Origin of the sequence: Pandoraea sp. B-6 (assembly GCF_000282835.1) — a bacterium.
GTDB classification, from domain to species: domain Bacteria; phylum Pseudomonadota; class Gammaproteobacteria; order Burkholderiales; family Burkholderiaceae; genus Pandoraea; species Pandoraea cepalis.
The window spans coordinates 1-14,701 of sequence record NZ_KB290540.1 but is presented as its reverse complement, the minus strand read 5'-3'; the positions used below and the strand labels follow the sequence as shown (position 1 = coordinate 14,701).

The 14,701-nt window shown below is 62.7% G+C and carries 20 protein-coding genes; 2 read left to right on the top strand and 18 right to left on the bottom strand.

The window, feature by feature from the left end:
• Positions 1-64: 64 nt before the first annotated feature.
• Genes A985_RS0117065 through petA form a run of 3 tightly spaced genes read right to left on the bottom strand, consistent with a single transcriptional unit; the run spans position 65 to position 2,818 of the window.
• Positions 65-784, bottom strand: coding sequence for a cytochrome c1 (locus A985_RS0117065; RefSeq protein ID WP_026132066.1), 720 nt, complete (start codon positions 782-784; stop codon positions 65-67).
• Between the two features lie 31 nt (positions 785-815).
• Positions 816-2,201, bottom strand: coding sequence for a cytochrome bc complex cytochrome b subunit (locus A985_RS0117060; RefSeq protein WP_017234587.1), 1,386 nt, complete (start codon positions 2,199-2,201; stop codon positions 816-818).
• A 2-nt stretch (positions 2,202-2,203) separates the two neighbouring features.
• Positions 2,204-2,818, bottom strand: a complete 615-nt coding sequence (petA, locus tag A985_RS0117055; RefSeq protein ID WP_017234586.1) for a ubiquinol-cytochrome c reductase iron-sulfur subunit — start codon at positions 2,816-2,818, stop codon at positions 2,204-2,206.
• Positions 2,819-3,235: 417 nt separating this feature from the next.
• On the opposite strand from petA, the gene mscL reads away from it, so the two are divergent.
• Positions 3,236-3,682: a large conductance mechanosensitive channel protein MscL gene (gene mscL / locus A985_RS0117050; protein WP_017234585.1), complete on the top strand. Its 447-nt coding sequence runs from the start codon at positions 3,236-3,238 to the stop codon at positions 3,680-3,682.
• A gap of 45 nt (positions 3,683-3,727) precedes the next feature.
• On the opposite strand, the gene A985_RS0117045 is transcribed toward mscL, so the two are convergent.
• On the bottom strand, positions 3,728-4,477 hold the full coding sequence (locus A985_RS0117045; RefSeq protein ID WP_017234584.1) for a Nif3-like dinuclear metal center hexameric protein: 750 nt from the start codon (positions 4,475-4,477) through the stop codon (positions 3,728-3,730).
• A gap of 18 nt (positions 4,478-4,495) precedes the next feature.
• Here A985_RS0117045 and A985_RS0117040 point away from each other — a divergent pair, with 18 nt between their 5' ends.
• Positions 4,496-5,740, top strand: coding sequence for a Do family serine endopeptidase (locus tag A985_RS0117040; RefSeq protein WP_017234583.1), 1,245 nt, complete (start codon positions 4,496-4,498; stop codon positions 5,738-5,740).
• Positions 5,741-5,967: 227 nt separating this feature from the next.
• Here A985_RS0117040 and tatC read toward each other — a convergent pair whose 3' ends face one another.
• The 14 genes from tatC to A985_RS25960 all read right to left on the bottom strand — a co-directional run.
• The gene (tatC, locus tag A985_RS0117035) at positions 5,968-6,759 is read right to left on the bottom strand and encodes a twin-arginine translocase subunit TatC (protein WP_017234582.1); all 792 of its coding nucleotides are present in this window, start codon (positions 6,757-6,759) and stop codon (positions 5,968-5,970) included.
• Between the two features lie 65 nt (positions 6,760-6,824).
• On the bottom strand, positions 6,825-7,367 hold the full coding sequence (tatB, locus tag A985_RS0117030; RefSeq protein WP_017234581.1) for a Sec-independent protein translocase protein TatB: 543 nt from the start codon (positions 7,365-7,367) through the stop codon (positions 6,825-6,827).
• Between the two features lie 12 nt (positions 7,368-7,379).
• Positions 7,380-7,625 (bottom strand): Sec-independent protein translocase subunit TatA, encoded by a 246-nt coding sequence (tatA, locus tag A985_RS0117025; protein WP_017234580.1) that lies wholly within the window; start codon positions 7,623-7,625, stop codon positions 7,380-7,382.
• A gap of 279 nt (positions 7,626-7,904) precedes the next feature.
• Positions 7,905-8,279, bottom strand: coding sequence for a histidine triad nucleotide-binding protein (locus A985_RS0117020; protein WP_017234579.1), 375 nt, complete (start codon positions 8,277-8,279; stop codon positions 7,905-7,907).
• A 55-nt stretch (positions 8,280-8,334) separates the two neighbouring features.
• On the bottom strand, positions 8,335-8,757 hold the full coding sequence (locus tag A985_RS25965) for a hypothetical protein (protein WP_017234578.1): 423 nt from the start codon (positions 8,755-8,757) through the stop codon (positions 8,335-8,337).
• 65 nt (positions 8,758-8,822) lie between these two features.
• Positions 8,823-9,179: a phosphoribosyl-ATP diphosphatase gene (locus tag A985_RS0117010; RefSeq protein ID WP_039830469.1), complete on the bottom strand. Its 357-nt coding sequence runs from the start codon at positions 9,177-9,179 to the stop codon at positions 8,823-8,825.
• 5 nt (positions 9,180-9,184) lie between these two features.
• On the bottom strand, positions 9,185-9,583 hold the full coding sequence (hisI, locus tag A985_RS0117005; protein ID WP_017234576.1) for a phosphoribosyl-AMP cyclohydrolase: 399 nt from the start codon (positions 9,581-9,583) through the stop codon (positions 9,185-9,187).
• A gap of 17 nt (positions 9,584-9,600) precedes the next feature.
• Positions 9,601-10,374, bottom strand: a complete 774-nt coding sequence (gene hisF / locus A985_RS0117000) for an imidazole glycerol phosphate synthase subunit HisF (protein ID WP_017234575.1) — start codon at positions 10,372-10,374, stop codon at positions 9,601-9,603.
• A gap of 38 nt (positions 10,375-10,412) precedes the next feature.
• Positions 10,413-11,162: a 1-(5-phosphoribosyl)-5-[(5-phosphoribosylamino)methylideneamino]imidazole-4-carboxamide isomerase gene (gene hisA / locus A985_RS0116995; RefSeq protein WP_017234574.1), complete on the bottom strand. Its 750-nt coding sequence runs from the start codon at positions 11,160-11,162 to the stop codon at positions 10,413-10,415.
• Between the two features lie 193 nt (positions 11,163-11,355).
• Complete coding sequence (hisH, locus tag A985_RS0116990; RefSeq protein WP_017234573.1) at positions 11,356-11,994, bottom strand: imidazole glycerol phosphate synthase subunit HisH; 639 nt, start codon at positions 11,992-11,994, stop codon at positions 11,356-11,358.
• On the bottom strand, positions 11,991-12,617 hold the full coding sequence (locus A985_RS0116985; RefSeq protein WP_017234572.1) for a MarC family protein: 627 nt from the start codon (positions 12,615-12,617) through the stop codon (positions 11,991-11,993). Before A985_RS0116985 ends, hisH begins: the two co-directional genes overlap by 4 nt.
• A 112-nt stretch (positions 12,618-12,729) precedes the next feature.
• Complete coding sequence (gene hisB, locus A985_RS0116980) at positions 12,730-13,317, bottom strand: imidazoleglycerol-phosphate dehydratase HisB (RefSeq protein WP_017234571.1); 588 nt, start codon at positions 13,315-13,317, stop codon at positions 12,730-12,732.
• A 27-nt stretch (positions 13,318-13,344) separates the two neighbouring features.
• Positions 13,345-14,409, bottom strand: a complete 1,065-nt coding sequence (gene hisC, locus A985_RS0116975) for a histidinol-phosphate transaminase (RefSeq protein WP_017234570.1) — start codon at positions 14,407-14,409, stop codon at positions 13,345-13,347.
• A 49-nt stretch (positions 14,410-14,458) separates the two neighbouring features.
• Positions 14,459-14,701 (bottom strand): hypothetical protein (locus tag A985_RS25960; protein ID WP_039830465.1); only part of this gene is annotated, 243 nt, incomplete at its 5' end.

The following is a 14,701-nucleotide window of genomic DNA, read 5'->3' as shown; positions in this document are numbered from 1 at the left end:
CCAACGGGGCCGGGGCGGGAAATCGACGCTCCCCATACCCTGGCCCCGTCGTACAGACGTTATTTTACTTCACGTCCTTCCAATAGGCCGCATTCAGGCGCCAGGCAAGTACCGTAAAGAGTCCCAAGAACAACAAAACCCAGACACCCAACTGCCGGCGTGTGCGTTGCGCCGGTTCCGACATCCAATCCAGATAAGATACCAGATCAGCCACGGCAGCATCGAATTCCACCGGTTTCATCGTCCCCTGCGTAATCTGCACGAACTGGGCCGGACCATGCTCCGCCCCCTCCCCATGCTTCAATCCCCGCTGTCCCTGCAACTGCCAAAGCGGGTTTGGCATGCCCACATTCGGGAACACCAGGTTGTTCCACCCCGTCGGCCGCGCATCGTCGCGATAGAACGTACGCAAGTAGGTATACAGCCAGTCCGTCCCCCGCGCCCGGGCCTCGACCGACAGATCCGGCGGCGGTGCACCAAACCACTCCTTGGCATCCGCCGCACGCATGGCCACGGTCATCGTGTCGCCAATCTTGTCCGTCGTGAAAAGCAGATTGTTCTTGATCTCTGCATCCGACAATCCCAGATCCTTCAGGCGCGAATACCGCATCGACGCCGCCGAATGGCAGTTCAGGCAGTAGTTCACGAACAGCTTCGCGCCTCGCTGCAGCGAGGCCAGGTCGTCGATCCGATTGGGCGCCGTATCCAGCGCCATACTTTCTTCAGCCAAGACCGGCGCCGCGAAACCACTCAGGAGCGCCAGGACAAGCAACAGTTTTCTCATCGTGATATCCCTAGTCGTCGTTGGCGTGCGCTCAATGCGCCGCGAAGGTCACGCGATCCGGCACCGGCTTGAACGTGCCGCGTTTGCTCCACAGCGGCATCAGCCAGAAGAATCCGAAGTAGTACAGCGCGCCGACCTGCGAAATCGCGGTCTTCATGGGCGTCGGTTCCTGAATGCCCAAATACCCCAGCACCGCAAAAACAACGACGAGAATACCCAACAACACTTTGTGGAATCCCGGACGGTAACGAATCGACTTCACCGGGCTATGGTCCAGCCACGGCAGGAAGAACAGCGTGACCACCGCGCCGCCCATCACCACCACGCCCCAGAACTTGGCCTCGGTCAGATACATCGCCAGCAGCAGCAACACGACACCGCCAGACGCCGCCACCTTCGTGGTCGCGGCCGCTTTGCCCTTGACCCACCAGATCGCCGTAACGATCACCGCCAGCCCCATCAACAAATGCTTGAAGTCGTCGGTCGTGGCGCGCAGCATCGAGTAGAACGGCGTGAAGTACCACACCGGCGCAATGTGCGGCGGCGTCTTGAGCGAGTCGGACGGAATGAAGTTGTTCGCTTCCAGGAAGTAACCGCCCATCGTCGGCGCAAAGAACACGATCGCCGAGAACACCATCAGGAACACGCCCACCCCCATGATGTCGTGCACCGTGTAATACGGATGGAACGGAATGCCATCGAGCGGCCGGCCGTTGGCGTCTTTTTTGTCCTTGATCTCGATGCCGTCAGGGTTGTTGGACCCGACTTCGTGCAACGCGATGATGTGCGCGACGATCAACCCGATGAGCACCAGCGGAACGGCGATCACGTGGAACGCAAAGAAGCGGTTGAGCGTGGCATCCGACACCACGTAGTCGCCGCGAATCCACAGCGACAGGTCCGGACCGATGAACGGAATCGCCGAGAACAGGTTCACGATCACCTGCGCGCCCCAGTATGACATCTGCCCCCACGGCAGCAGATAGCCCATGAACGCTTCAGCCATCAGGCACAGAAAGATCAAGCATCCGAACACCCACACCAGCTCACGCGGCTTGCGGTAGGAACCGTACAACAGCCCGCGGAACATGTGCAGATACACCACGACGAAGAACATCGATGCGCCCGTCGAGTGCATATAGCGAATGAGCCAGCCCCACGGCACTTCGCGCATGATGTACTCGACCGACGCGAACGCGAGATTGGCGTCGGGCTTGTAGTTCATCACCAGGAAAATACCGGTGAGAATCTGAATCACCAGCACCAGCATGGCCAGCGATCCGAAGAAATACCAGAAGTTGAAATTCTTGGGCGCGTAATACTCGGACGCGTGCTCCCTCCAGAGCTGGCTGAGCGGAAACCGGCGATCGATCCAGCCCAGCAAGCCCGTCGTGTCGACCTGTTTGTCGGCGGCCATGATTACGCTTCTCCTTTTTCGTCTTTACCGATCACGAGCTTGGTGTCGTTCACGAACATGAACCGGGGAACGTCGAGATTCTTTGGCGCCGGCTTGTTCTTGAAGACACGGCCAGACATATCGTAGGTCGACCCGTGGCACGGGCACAGGAAACCCGGATCGGGGCCCAGCGCGGCGTTGGCGTTCGCCTGGTAAGGGCCGGAAGGAATGCAACCAAGGTGAGTGCAGATGCCGACGACCACGAGCAGATCCTTGTGCTCGACACGCGCGCGGAACGCGTTCTTGCAATAGTCGGGCATCGGGTAGGAAAACGTTTCCTTGGAGTCCGGATCGGCCAACTCCGCCGTCACTTTGGACAGCGAAGCCATCTCGTCAGGCGTGCGACGCACGATCCACACGGGCAAGCCGCGCCAGGACACGGTCATCTTGTCGCCTGGCTTGAGATTGCTGATGTCTGCCTCGACGGGCGCCCCGCCTGCCTTGGCGCGCTCCGAGGGTTCGAGCGAACTGACAAAGGGAACCAACGTTGCAACGCCGCCCACGCCTCCCGCTACGGACGTTGCAATCAACAGATTCCGACGGCTACTGTCGACGGCCTTTTCTTGATTGTCACTCATCACAAGCCCCACACGGTTGAATTGGTATTTCCGTCAACCTTAAATCATACGCGAGCGTGAATGCCTGAAACAACGGCAAAACGCCCCAGCCTCCTAGTGGTTTTCGCGTATTTTCAAAGGATTAACGTACCCTGCGGGTGGCCAGCGCTCACCCGGGGTTTCGCTTCTGGGATGCTGCACGAGAACCGTCATGATCGCCGCTTTCGTTGACGCGTGCACGACATTTAGTCATCATTTTCCCTGTCTCGTCCCGGTGACATCGTGCGCGGCCTGTGGCATTCGCGTGACATTATTTGACGCGCCCCCCGCCGCAGCCGTGCGGCCCGCATGGAATTACCGGTCAATCAATGCCAGTTCATGAGTCCCGGTGTAGCGCGATGCTCCTCCGGGTCACGCAACATAACAGGGAGAAATGGCATGAGCTTCATGTCGGAATTCAAGGAATTTGCCGTCAAGGGCAATGTGATCGATCTGGCCGTCGGCGTGATCATCGGCGGGGCCTTCGGCAAGATCGTTGATTCGGTCGTCAAAGACTTGATCATGCCGATCGTGGGTGCAATCTTCGGTGGCCTAGATTTCTCGAGCAAGTTCATTCTGCTTGGCACCATCCCGCCCGACTTCAAGGGCAACCCGACGTCCTACGCCGATCTGACCAAAGCCGGTGTGGCCGTCTTCGGTTACGGCAACTTCATCACCGTCGCCCTGAACTTCCTGATCCTGGCCGTGATCATTTTCCTGATGGTCAAGCAGATCAACCGGCTCAAGCGTCCGGAGGCGGAAGCCCCGGCAGCCCCCGCGCCCACGCCGGAAGACATCGTTCTGCTGCGCGAAATCCGCGACAGCCTCAAGAAGCAGAACGGGTAAAGCTGCGCAGGGCGGCCTCGTGCCGCCCCCGAAAGGCGCCTCAGGTCAAGCCGGGTTCGGCATATCGAAGAATCGATGCGTGAGCCCGAACCGGGCTGCGACATGCTCGCCAATGGCCTTCGCGCCGCCACGCTCGGTCGCATGATGGCCCGCCGCCAGATAACCCACGCCGCTCTCGAGCGCGAGATGCTGGGTAGGCTCGGAGACTTCGCCGCTGATATACACATCCGCGCCCGCCCCGATGGCAGCCTCGAAGAAGCCCTGCGCGCCGCCGGTGCACCACGCAACACGGCGCACCTCGCGATTCGGGTCCCCCAACAACAGCGGCGCGCGCCCCAGCCTTGCTTCAACGTGGGCCGCAAGCGCCGCCAATGTCGTCGGCGCGGCGGGTGCGCCAAGCCATCCAAGCTGATCCGGGCCAAAACGGCCGCCGTCGTCGGAGAAGCCCAGCAACTTGCCGAGTTGCGCGTTGTTGCCCAGTTCGGGATGGGCATCGAGGGGCAGGTGGTAGGCGAACAGGTTGATGTCGTGACCGATCAACACCCCCAAACGACGTCGCTTCATCCCGGTAATTCGGGCATCTTCGCTCTTCCAGAAGTAACCATGGTGAACGAGGACGGCATCGGCGCCCCAGTCGCGGGCGGCTTCGAGAAAAGCCAGGCTGGCGGTCACGCCGCTGGCGATTTTCTGAATCTCGCCGCGCCCTTCGACCTGTAGGCCATTCGGGCAGTAATCGCGAAATTGCGCGATTTGCAGGGTATCGTTCAGATACAATTCGAGTTCAACACGATTCATATAAGGTCTCGCTCTTTCATGCTCAGACGCTTCTGGCTACTGTTCGCGCAAGCGGTCACCGTGCTGCTTGCGTTGCTCTTCATCGTCGCCACCCTCAAGCCTCAGTGGCTGCAACGCCAGGGTTCGTTCGGCAAGCAACTGGCCAATCCCATCATCGCCCTGCAGGAAGTCGCGCCGAGTCTGTCCGAGAAGCCGTCGACCGGCTCGTACGCCGATGGCGCACAAAAGGCGATGCCTGCGGTCGTCAGCATTTTTTCCAGCAAGGAACAAAAGCAGAATCGCGATCCGCGCCTCGATGATCCGTTGTTCCGGTATTTCTTTGGCGACGGCGGCGGCACAATGCGGCAAGACCCGGTCTCGAGCCTCGGCTCGGGCGTGATTGTGAGCAGCGAAGGCTATATTCTCACGAATCATCACGTGGTGGACGGGGCCGACGAGATCGAAGTCGCCCTTGCCGACGGCCGCAAGGCCCGCGCCAAGCTGGTCGGCAGCGACCCCGAAACCGACCTCGCGGTGCTCAAGATCACGCTCGACAACCTCCCCGCCATCACGCTGGGCCGCATGGAACAGGTGCGCGTGGGTGACGTGGTCCTCGCCATCGGCAACCCGTTCGGCGTCGGCCAGACGGTTACGATGGGCATCATCAGCGCGCTGGGGCGCAATCACCTCGATATCAGCACGTTCGAGAACTTCATCCAGACGGACGCCGCCATCAACCCCGGCAATTCGGGCGGCGCGCTGGTCGACGTCAACGGCAACCTGCTCGGCATCAACACGGCGATCTACTCGCGTAGCGGCGGCAACATGGGCATCGGCTTCGCGATTCCCGTGTCGACGGCGCGCTCGGTGCTCGAGAGCATCATCACCACCGGTTCAGTCACGCGCGGCTGGGTCGGGGTCGAGCCGCAGGACATCACCTCGGATATCGCCGAGTCGTTTGGCCTGCAGCAGGATTCGGGCGTCATCATCGCCGGCGTCGTGCAGGGTGGCCCCGCCGACAAGGCCGGCGTCCAGCCGGGCGACATCCTGACAAAGGTGAACGACGCATCGATTCGCGACACCACCGAACTGCTCAACGTCATCGCCCAGATCAAGCCGGGCACGCAGGCCAAGCTGAACGTCACGCGCAAGAAGAAAGCGATGGATCTTACCGTGACGATCGGCAAGCGCCCGCCGCCGCCCAAGCGACCGGCGCAGGACGGTGCGGACGGTGGAGACGGTACCGACGGCGGCGATGGCACCGACGGGAACAGCGCCGACTGAGGGCATCGGACCGCCCGGAAGGACACAACGGCTGCGCCTGGGCGCGGCCGTTTTCATTTGCGTCGCCGCGACGGGCTTCGCCCATTGTCACGCCTGCCCTCGTGCATCTTCGGCCCTCGCCTGCGGCGATCGCCTACAAAAAAAGCACGGGCCATGAGACCCGTGCTTTTCTGTATCGGCATTATCGATGTCGCGAGCCGACTGTGCCGCGGCAAGCCACGCCAAGGTTACGGCGTCGCTTCGCCGTTCCCCTCGCTGCCTTCGTCTTGCCGATGGCCCTGTTTGACGAACAGCCGCGCCGCGATCAAGCCCAACTCATAAAGGATACAGAGCGGGATCGCCAACATCAGTTGCGAGAGCATGTCCGGCGGCGTCACGACGGCAGCCAGCACAAAGGCACCCACCACCACGTACGGCCGAATCTGCTTGAGCTTCTCGATGCTCACCACGCCCATGCGCGCGAGCACCACGACGACCACCGGCACTTCGAAGGTCACCCCGAAGCATAGGAACATCGTGAGCACAAAACTCAGGTAATTGTCGATATCGGTGTTCATCTCCGCACCCAATGGCGCGTTGTAATGCGCCATGAAGTGGAACACGGTCGGGAACACCAGGAAGTAGGCGAACGACATGCCCAGCAGGAACAGCGTGTAGCTGCTCACGACCAACGGCATCACCAGCTTCTTCTCGTGCTGATACAACCCTGGCGCCACGAACGCCCAGGCCTGGTACAACACCACGGGCAGCGCAATGACGAACGCCACCATCATCGTGACCTTCATCGGCACGAAGAACGAGCCGGTAATATCGGTGACGATCATCTTGCCGCCCGCGGGCAGCGATTGCATCAGCGGGCGAGAGAGCAGGCGGAAGATGTCCGGTGCCCAGTAGACCAGCGAGAGGAACGCCACGATCACCGCCGCGCCCGCGCGAATGATGCGATTGCGCAGCTCGATCAGATGCGAGATGAAGGTCTCTTCGGAGCCCCCGTCGGGGATTTGCTTGTCGTCGCTCACGTCGACTTATCCAGGAATGAAGCCGGCACAGTGCCAGATGGCGGGAAGTTCGGTGCGCAAGCGCCTCAGAAGAACTTGACGGGCCGGCGCAACTTGGCCGGTGTGTGACGCGCCACACGCGCCGCCCCCGACTGCACCTGCGTGCGCGTGGCGCTGGCCTGCTTGAACCAGATCGGCGTAGCAGTCCGGCGTACGCGCCAGTTGCGGCGCTTGGTCGACGCGCGGATACCGGACGTCACGACGGGTTCGGAAAGGTAGCTGTCGGAATACCCGGTCGCCGCATCCGTACCGCCGCCGGCGATCTCGCCGGACGACGTGCCCGTGGCACTCGCCCAGGCGTCGTTGAGCGACGCCTCCTGCTCGTGCAGTTGCTTCTGAATGGTGTTCTGTGCGCTGCGGGCCGCGTCCTCGAACTGCGTGCGCATATTGCGCAACTCGTCGAGTTCCATTTCGCGGCTCACCTCAGCCTTCACATCGTTGATATAGCGCTGTGCGCGGCCAAAGAGCGCGCCCGCCGTGCGCGCCACTTTAGGCAAGCGCTCGGGCCCGATTACGACCAGCGCAACAACGCCGATCAACATCAGTTTGGAAAGACCGAGATCGATCATGTCGACGCCGGCTTAGCCTTGCTTGCGATCGCTCGTGTCCTTGGCCTGCACGTCGATCGTGGTCGAGTCGCGCAGTTCCTTGGCAGTCGCCGGGTCATCCTTGGCGGCCGGGGCACCTTCGCCCTCCTTCATGCCGTCCTTGAACCCCTTGACGGCGCCTCCCAGATCGGTGCCGATGTTGCGCAACTTCTTGGTACCGAAAACCATCATCACGATCACCAGCACGATCAGCCAGTGCCAAATACTCAACGAACCCATGACCACTCTCCTTGCGTTTCCCCACCCCTGCCGCGTCGCGACGGGATCTTGTCGTGCACGGTTGCCCCGGCGTGACAGCCAGGAACAAGCGCTCCATGTTTGCCGCCGTGCCCGCAGCAACGTGCCCCATTGTGGCACATTGCGCGGCACGTCCTGCATCGTAACCGGGTCGGACACCGGGTAGAAATAAATGTTTCGTGAAACCGTCGTCGATGCGGAACACTTGCACGCTCCGACAGCACTATGCGGCAACGCGTCGCGTCATGCCGCCGGCGACACTCACATGCGCTTCCACGGCCGCGGTCCGGCCAGAATGTGCATATGAAGATGATAAACCTCCTGGCCGCCACCCGGTCCGGTGTTCATCACAACGCGGAATCCGTTGCCTTCGATGTTCGACGCATCGCCGTCGAAACGATAGCCTTGCTCGGCGGCCAGCTTCGGCGCGAGCAGCATCATCTTGCCCAACAGCGCCTGATCTTCCGGCTGGCAGTCCTGCAATGTGGCGATGTGCTTGCGCGGCACCATGAGCAGGTGCAGGTCGGCCGCCGGATTGATGTCTTTGAACACCACGACATCGTCGTCGGCATGGACCTGCGCGCTCGGGATCTGCCCGGCAATAATCTTGCAGAAGATACAGTTGTCGTGCGTCATGCGTGTGTCTTCCTCTCGAATGCTTGTAGGGAGCTTAGGTGCCGCTCGGTATCGTTCAGGCGCGCGCGGCGTACATGGGCTTGTTGTCGTTCAGGTAGAGCCAGCCCTTGACGATCCGATACAGCGCCCAAATGCCCAGCACCCAGAGAATCGCGAAGCCGACCATCACGATGGCAAGCGCCACGCCGAGTACCCCCCAGACCACCGACCACCAGAACGTGCGGATCTGCCACGTGAAATGCGAGGCGTAGAGCGTGCCGGCGGCGTCATCGCGCTTGATGTAGTTGATGATGATCGCGACGATGGCGGTCACGCCGCCCGTGAGCCAGAACAGCGCATAGAGCGCATAAAGCACGTGCGTGAGCTTGCGCAACGCGCGCTCCTGCTCGGCGCTCGGCGCATTCGGGGGTGTCGCGAGGTAAGGATTGCCGGGGCTGCCGGGCGATCCGGTCGCGCCCGGGGGCTGCGAATCGTTCATGAAGCGTCTCCTCGCGTGAGCCAGCGCGGCATATCGATGATCACGGCCATCGTGGCCAAAGGAAATCAGTCCGCGTGTTCGCCACGGACGCCGCGCTGCGCCTTTTCGACGAGCCCCGACAACCCTTCGCGGCGCGCCAGTTCGGCGAGCACTTCGTTCGGGCTCAGGTCGTGATGCGCGAGCAGTACCATGCAATGAAACCACAGGTCGGCCGTCTCGTTGACGAGCTTCTGGCGCAGGTTGTCGGCCCCGCCAATGCGAATGTCCTTCGCCGCGAGCACCACTTCGGTGGCTTCCTCGCCGATCTTCTTGCAGATGGCGTCGTCACCCTTGTGGAACAGACGGGCAACGTACGACTTGTCGGGGTCGGCTCCCTTGCGCGAGGCGATGACCTCGGCCACACGCTCCAGCGTATCGTTCATGGTGCTCACTTGTAGATCTTGTGCGGGTCCTTGAGCACCGGTTCGACGGATGCCCAATGGCCATCCTCGACGCTGCCCTCGAACTTCTGGAAGAAACAGGAATGGCGACCGGTGTGGCAGGCAATGCCATCGATCTGCTCGACCTTGATCAGCACCACGTCTTCGTCGCAATCGAGACGAATCTCATGCACCTTCTGCACGTGGCCCGACTCCTCGCCCTTGTGCCACAGACGCTTGCGCGAGCGCGAATAATAGACAGCCTCGCCGGTCTCGACCGTACGCGCGAGCGCCTCGCGGTTCATCCACGCGAACATCAGCACATCGTTGCTGCCGAGTTCCTGCGCAATCACGGGCACGAGGCCCTGCGCGTCCCAAGCTACCTTGTCCAGCCAATCTTGCGTCATGATCCGTGGAATTCCGTTCAGAGCCGCACCGAAATGCCCTTGTCGGCCATGAAGCGCTTCGCTTCACCGACCGTGTGCTCGCCGTAGTGGAAGATACTCGCTGCGAGCACGGCATCCGCATGGCCTTCAGTCACGCCGTTGGCCAGATCGGCCAGCGACCCCACGCCGCCCGAGGCGATCACCGGGATGCTCACGGCATCGGACACTGCGCGCGTGAGCGCGAGGTCGAAGCCGCTCTTGGTGCCGTCGCGGTCCATGCTGGTGAGCAGGATTTCGCCCGCGCCCAAGGCCTCGATCCGCTTGGCCCAGGCCACGGCGTCGAGGCCCGTGGCTTTGCGACCACCGTGCGTGAAGACCTCCCAGCGCGGCGTTTCGCCGTCGGCGGAGACGCGCTTGGCGTCGATCGCCACGACGATGCACTGCGCGCCGTACTTGGCGGCCGCGTCGGCCACCAACTGCGGATTGGCCACGGCCGACGAGTTCATGCTGACCTTGTCGGCACCGGCGTTGAGCAGGCGGCGCACGTCGGCCACTTCGCGCACGCCACCGCCCACGGTCAGCGGAATGAAGACTTGCGCGGCCACCGCCTCGATGATCGGCAGAATGAGGTCGCGCCCGTCGGAGGTCGCCGTGATGTCGAGAAACGTCAATTCGTCGGCGCCCTGCTCGTCATAGCGGCGGGCGATCTCGACGGGGTCGCCCGCGTCGCGAAGTTCGACGAAATTGACACCCTTGACCACGCGGCCGGCCGTTACGTCCAGACACGGGATGATGCGTTTAGCGAGAGCCATGATGTTGGCAGGCGAGGCGGCCGCAGCCGTGGTCTCGCTTATGCCGCTCCTCCGGAAAGCTCGTCCGCACGCGTTTGCGCCGCCGAGAAATTCAAGTCGCCCGAGTAGATCGCGCGGCCGCAGATGACGCCTTCGACGCCTTCCCGCTCAACCTGGCACAGCGCGTCGATATCGCCCAGGTTCGACAGGCCGCCGCTGGCAATCACCGGCACGGTCACGGCCTGCGCGAGGCGCACGGTCGCGTCGATATTGATGCCCTGGAGCATGCCGTCGCGGCCGATATCGGTGTAGATGATCGATTCGACGCCGTAGTCCTCGAACTTGCGCGCCAGATCCACGACTTCGTGGCCGGTGAGCTTGCTCCAGCCGTCGGTGGCGACCTTGCCATCCTTGGCGTCGAGACCAACGATGATGTGCCCGCCGAATGCGGTGCATGCGTCCCGGAGGAACCCGGGATTCTTCACCGCCGCCGTCCCGATGATGACGTACGACAAACCGTCGTCGAGATAGCGCTCGATGGTGGCCAGGTCGCGAATGCCGCCGCCCAGTTGCACGGGGATATCGGCCCCGACTTCCTGAATGATGGCGCGAATGGCCGCTTCGTTGCGCGGCTTGCCGACGAATGCGCCGTTCAAGTCCACCAGATGGAGGCGGCGAGCGCCTTGCTCGACCCAATGTCGAGCCATGGCCGCGGGGTCCTCCGAGAATACGGTGGCTTGATCCATGTCGCCTTGTTTGAGGCGAACACACTGACCGTCTTTAAGGTCGATGGCCGGAATGAGCAGCATAGGCAATCGTGAAACGTCGCTAGAGGGAGGTAAAAGAAATTCGCAAATTACGCGGACAATACAAAACCGACCCCTGCCTTGCCGGGCATCGGCACGTCGGGATCGGATTCATCAACATGACACACAGTATAAGCCGTGACGCAGGGCATGCTCCGAGTGACATCCGGGCGCGAATACGCGAGACGGGTCACGCTCAAGGCTTCCACTGCGCAAAATTGCGATAAAGGGTAAGGCCCGCCTGAGCGCTCTTTTCCGGGTGGAACTGGGTGGCAAAGATATTATCTTGGGCCACCGCACAGGTAAAGGGCACCCCGTAGACGGTCTCGCCGACGGTCAACTCGGGCCTTGCGGGCACAACGTAGTAGCTGTGCACGAAGTAAAAATAGCTGTCGTCGGGCACGCCGGCCCAGATCGGGTGAGGCCGCGTCTCACGCACGCGGTTCCAGCCCATCTGCGGCACCTTGAAGCGCGAGCCGTCGTCCTGCAACTGGCCCTCGAGGTCGAAGCGCACCACGCGGCCCGGCAGCAGGCCGAGCGCGGGCGTGTTGCCCTCGTCGGACATGTCGAACAGCATCTGCTCGCCCACGCACACGCCGAACATCGGCTTGGTCGCGGCGGCCTCGACGACCGCGTCGCGCAGGCCCGACTCGTTCAGGCAGCCCATGCAGTCGCGCATCGCGCCTTGCCCCGGCAGCACCACCCGGTCGGCGGCGCGAATCTCGGCGGCGTCGCTGCTGATGCTCACATCGGCCTCCGGCGCGGCGGCACGCAGCGCCTGATAGACCGAGCGCAGGTTGCCCATTCCGTAGTCGACAATCGCAATCTTATTCATCTCAAACCCGGCAGCAGTATTTTCAAACCATCGATAATGAATTCCACGGCCAGCGCCGAGAGGATCAACCCCATCAGACGCGTGCCGATATTGATGCCCGTACGCCCGAGCCAGCCTTCGAGGCGCCCGGCGCTGCTCAGTGCCACCCAGCACACCGCGCCCAGGCCCACGCCGATCGCCAGGAGCATCAGAATCTGGGCCCAGCCGTGCGCACGCCCCGAGTAGATGATCACGGTACTGATCGTGCCCGGGCCGGTGAGCAGCGGAATCGCGAGCGGCACCACGGCGATGTTCGGCCGCTCCTCCGCTTCGTCGCGCTCTTCCGCCGTCGAGCGCGTGTTCCCGGTCTGTGCGTTGATCATGTTCACCGCCATGAGCAACATGATGACGCCGCCGCCCACTTCAAGCGATGCGATCGAAATACCGAAGAAGCGGATGATGGCTTCACCGAACAACCCCGAGCCCGCGACCACCAGGGCGACCGCAATCGCCGCGACATTGATCGTACGGCGCTTCTCCTCGCGCGTCTGCGAGGACGTCAAGCTGATGAAAAGCGGGATCGCCCCGAGCGGATTGATCAGGGCCAGCAGCGAGATGAAGAACTTGAAGGCGTCGAGCGTCATAGGGGCACGCGGCGCCGGCGGCCGGCCGGTCGGTGAATCGTCGCAGGGGCGCCGGCCTTGCGGGCCGGCGGGCTATCGGGCTACCGGGCCGGCTGCGCCGACCCGTCTCGCGTTACAGGCTTCCCTTCGTGGACGGCACGACACCCGCTGCGCGCGGATCGATCTCGACCGCCATGCGCAGCGCGCGACCGAACGCCTTGAACACCGTTTCGCACTGGTGGTGGGCGTTGATGCCGCGCAGATTGTCGATATGCAGCGTGACGCCCGCATGATTGACGAAGCCACGGAAAAACTCGATGGTCAGATCCACGTCGAAATTGCCGACACGCGCCCGCGTGAACGGCACATGGAATTCGAGACCGGGACGACCCGAGAAATCGATCACGACGCGCGACAGCGCTTCATCGAGCGGCACGTAGCTGTGGCCGTAGCGCACGATGCCCTTACGATCGCCGATCGCCTTGGCCACCGCCATGCCCAGCGTGATGCCGACGTCTTCCACCGTGTGGTGATCGTCGATGAAGGTATCGCCGCGGGCTTCGACATCCATGTCGATAAGGCCATGGCGCGCGATCTGGTCGAGCATGTGGTCCAGGAACGGCACGCCGGTATCGAGGGCCTTGCGGCCAGTGCCGTCCAGGTCGATCTTGACGCGTATTTGCGTTTCGCTGGTATCGCGAACGACTTCCGCAATGCGCATGGTGGTGAGTTCTCGTCGTATGGCTTGTTAGAGTGATGCGGCCAGGGCTTTCACCATTGCCGCATTCTCCGTGGGGGTGCCGACCGTCAATCTCAGGCAATTGGCCAGCAATACGTGCATTTTACCCACGTTTTTGATCAACACCTTGTGTGCGAGCAGACCCGCGTGGGTTTTGTCGGCATCCGGCACGCGAACGAGCAGGAAATTCGCATCGCTCGGGAACACACTCACCCCGGGCAGCGCCGCCACGGCGGCGGCCAGCCGCGTGCGTTCGGCGCGCAATTCGGCCGCCTGGGCGTCGAGCACGCCAAGGTGATCGAGCATGAATTCGGCGCATGCCTGCGTGAGCACATTGATGTTATAGGGCGGACGCACCTTGTCGATCTGGTCGAGCCATTGTGCGCTGCCCGCCACGTAGCCCAGCCGGATGCCCGCCAGCCCGAGCTTCGAGACGGTGCGCATGACCAGCAGTTGAGGGAACTCCGGCAGACGCGGCATCCACGTCTTCCCGGCAAACGGCTGGTACGCCTCGTCGATCACCACGAGGCCGCGGCTGGCGGCACGCACCAGCGTCTCGATGTCGTCGTCGGCGAACAGATTGCCCGTCGGATTGTTCGGATAGGCCAGGTATACGACCGCGCCCGGATGCGCCGCAATGGCGCCCAGCATGGCCGGCATGTCGAGCGAAAAATCGGCGCGCAGCGGCACACCGACGAACTCGATGCCCGCCAAGCGCGCCGACATCTCGTACATGACGAAGCCCGGCATCGGCGCAATCACCGTGGCCCCCGGCCGAGCGGTGGCCATCGCGATCATGCTGATGATCTCGTCCGAGCCGTTGCCCAGCAGCAGCTTGGCCCCGGCCGGCACGCCCATCGTGCGGGCGAGCGTCTCGAGCAGCACATGAGGACGCGGTGCCGGGTAACGATTGAGCGCCACGTCGGCCAGTCGCTGCCCCAGCGCACTGCGCAACGCCGGCGGCAGGCCATACGGATTCTCCATCGCGTCGAGCTTGAGGAAACCGCTCGCGTCAGGCACGGCGTAGGAACTCATGGCGAGCACATCGGAGCGGATCACTGAGTCGACGGACATGGCAGTAGAGGCGGGTTGCGCGACATCGCGCGGAATCATTGATAAAGGATCAGTTGAAGGCGAACGTCAGCCGTCCGGCGTCGGCGCCGTCGATTTTGACGACGCAGCGTCGACCGGTTTCCACACTGCCGAGCGCATCGGTAATGCGCTGCAGCCGCACGCCGGTCTGCCAGGACAGCGCCTGCGCCACCGCCGGGCTCACGCGCGCGTGCGCGGCATCGGCCTCGCAACGCATGGCGACCAGGCGGTTGCCAACGCGGCCGAACACGCCGTGGGCCACTTCGTCGTCCGT

Coding starts and splice junctions, on each gene's coding strand:
- A985_RS0117065 (WP_026132066.1), bottom strand. CDS start 784: ATGAGAAAACTGTTGCTTGTCCTGGCGCTCCTGAGTGGTTTCGCGGCG.
- A985_RS0117060 (WP_017234587.1), bottom strand. CDS start 2,201: ATGGCCGCCGACAAACAGGTCGACACGACGGGCTTGCTGGGCTGGATC.
- petA (WP_017234586.1), bottom strand. CDS start 2,818: ATGAGTGACAATCAAGAAAAGGCCGTCGACAGTAGCCGTCGGAATCTG.
- mscL (WP_017234585.1), top strand. CDS start 3,236: ATGAGCTTCATGTCGGAATTCAAGGAATTTGCCGTCAAGGGCAATGTG.
- A985_RS0117045 (WP_017234584.1), bottom strand. CDS start 4,477: ATGAATCGTGTTGAACTCGAATTGTATCTGAACGATACCCTGCAAATC.
- A985_RS0117040 (WP_017234583.1), top strand. CDS start 4,496: ATGCTCAGACGCTTCTGGCTACTGTTCGCGCAAGCGGTCACCGTGCTG.
- tatB (WP_017234581.1), bottom strand. CDS start 7,367: ATGATCGATCTCGGTCTTTCCAAACTGATGTTGATCGGCGTTGTTGCG.
- tatA (WP_017234580.1), bottom strand. CDS start 7,625: ATGGGTTCGTTGAGTATTTGGCACTGGCTGATCGTGCTGGTGATCGTG.
- A985_RS0117020 (WP_017234579.1), bottom strand. CDS start 8,279: ATGACGCACGACAACTGTATCTTCTGCAAGATTATTGCCGGGCAGATC.
- A985_RS25965 (WP_017234578.1), bottom strand. CDS start 8,757: ATGAACGATTCGCAGCCCCCGGGCGCGACCGGATCGCCCGGCAGCCCC.
- A985_RS0117010 (WP_039830469.1), bottom strand. CDS start 9,179: ATGAACGATACGCTGGAGCGTGTGGCCGAGGTCATCGCCTCGCGCAAG.
- hisI (WP_017234576.1), bottom strand. CDS start 9,583: ATGACGCAAGATTGGCTGGACAAGGTAGCTTGGGACGCGCAGGGCCTC.
- hisF (WP_017234575.1), bottom strand. CDS start 10,374: ATGGCTCTCGCTAAACGCATCATCCCGTGTCTGGACGTAACGGCCGGC.
- hisA (WP_017234574.1), bottom strand. CDS start 11,162: ATGCTGCTCATTCCGGCCATCGACCTTAAAGACGGTCAGTGTGTTCGC.
- hisH (WP_017234573.1), bottom strand. CDS start 11,994: ATGAATAAGATTGCGATTGTCGACTACGGAATGGGCAACCTGCGCTCG.
- A985_RS0116985 (WP_017234572.1), bottom strand. CDS start 12,617: ATGACGCTCGACGCCTTCAAGTTCTTCATCTCGCTGCTGGCCCTGATC.
- hisB (WP_017234571.1), bottom strand. CDS start 13,317: ATGCGCATTGCGGAAGTCGTTCGCGATACCAGCGAAACGCAAATACGC.
- hisC (WP_017234570.1), bottom strand. CDS start 14,409: ATGTCCGTCGACTCAGTGATCCGCTCCGATGTGCTCGCCATGAGTTCC.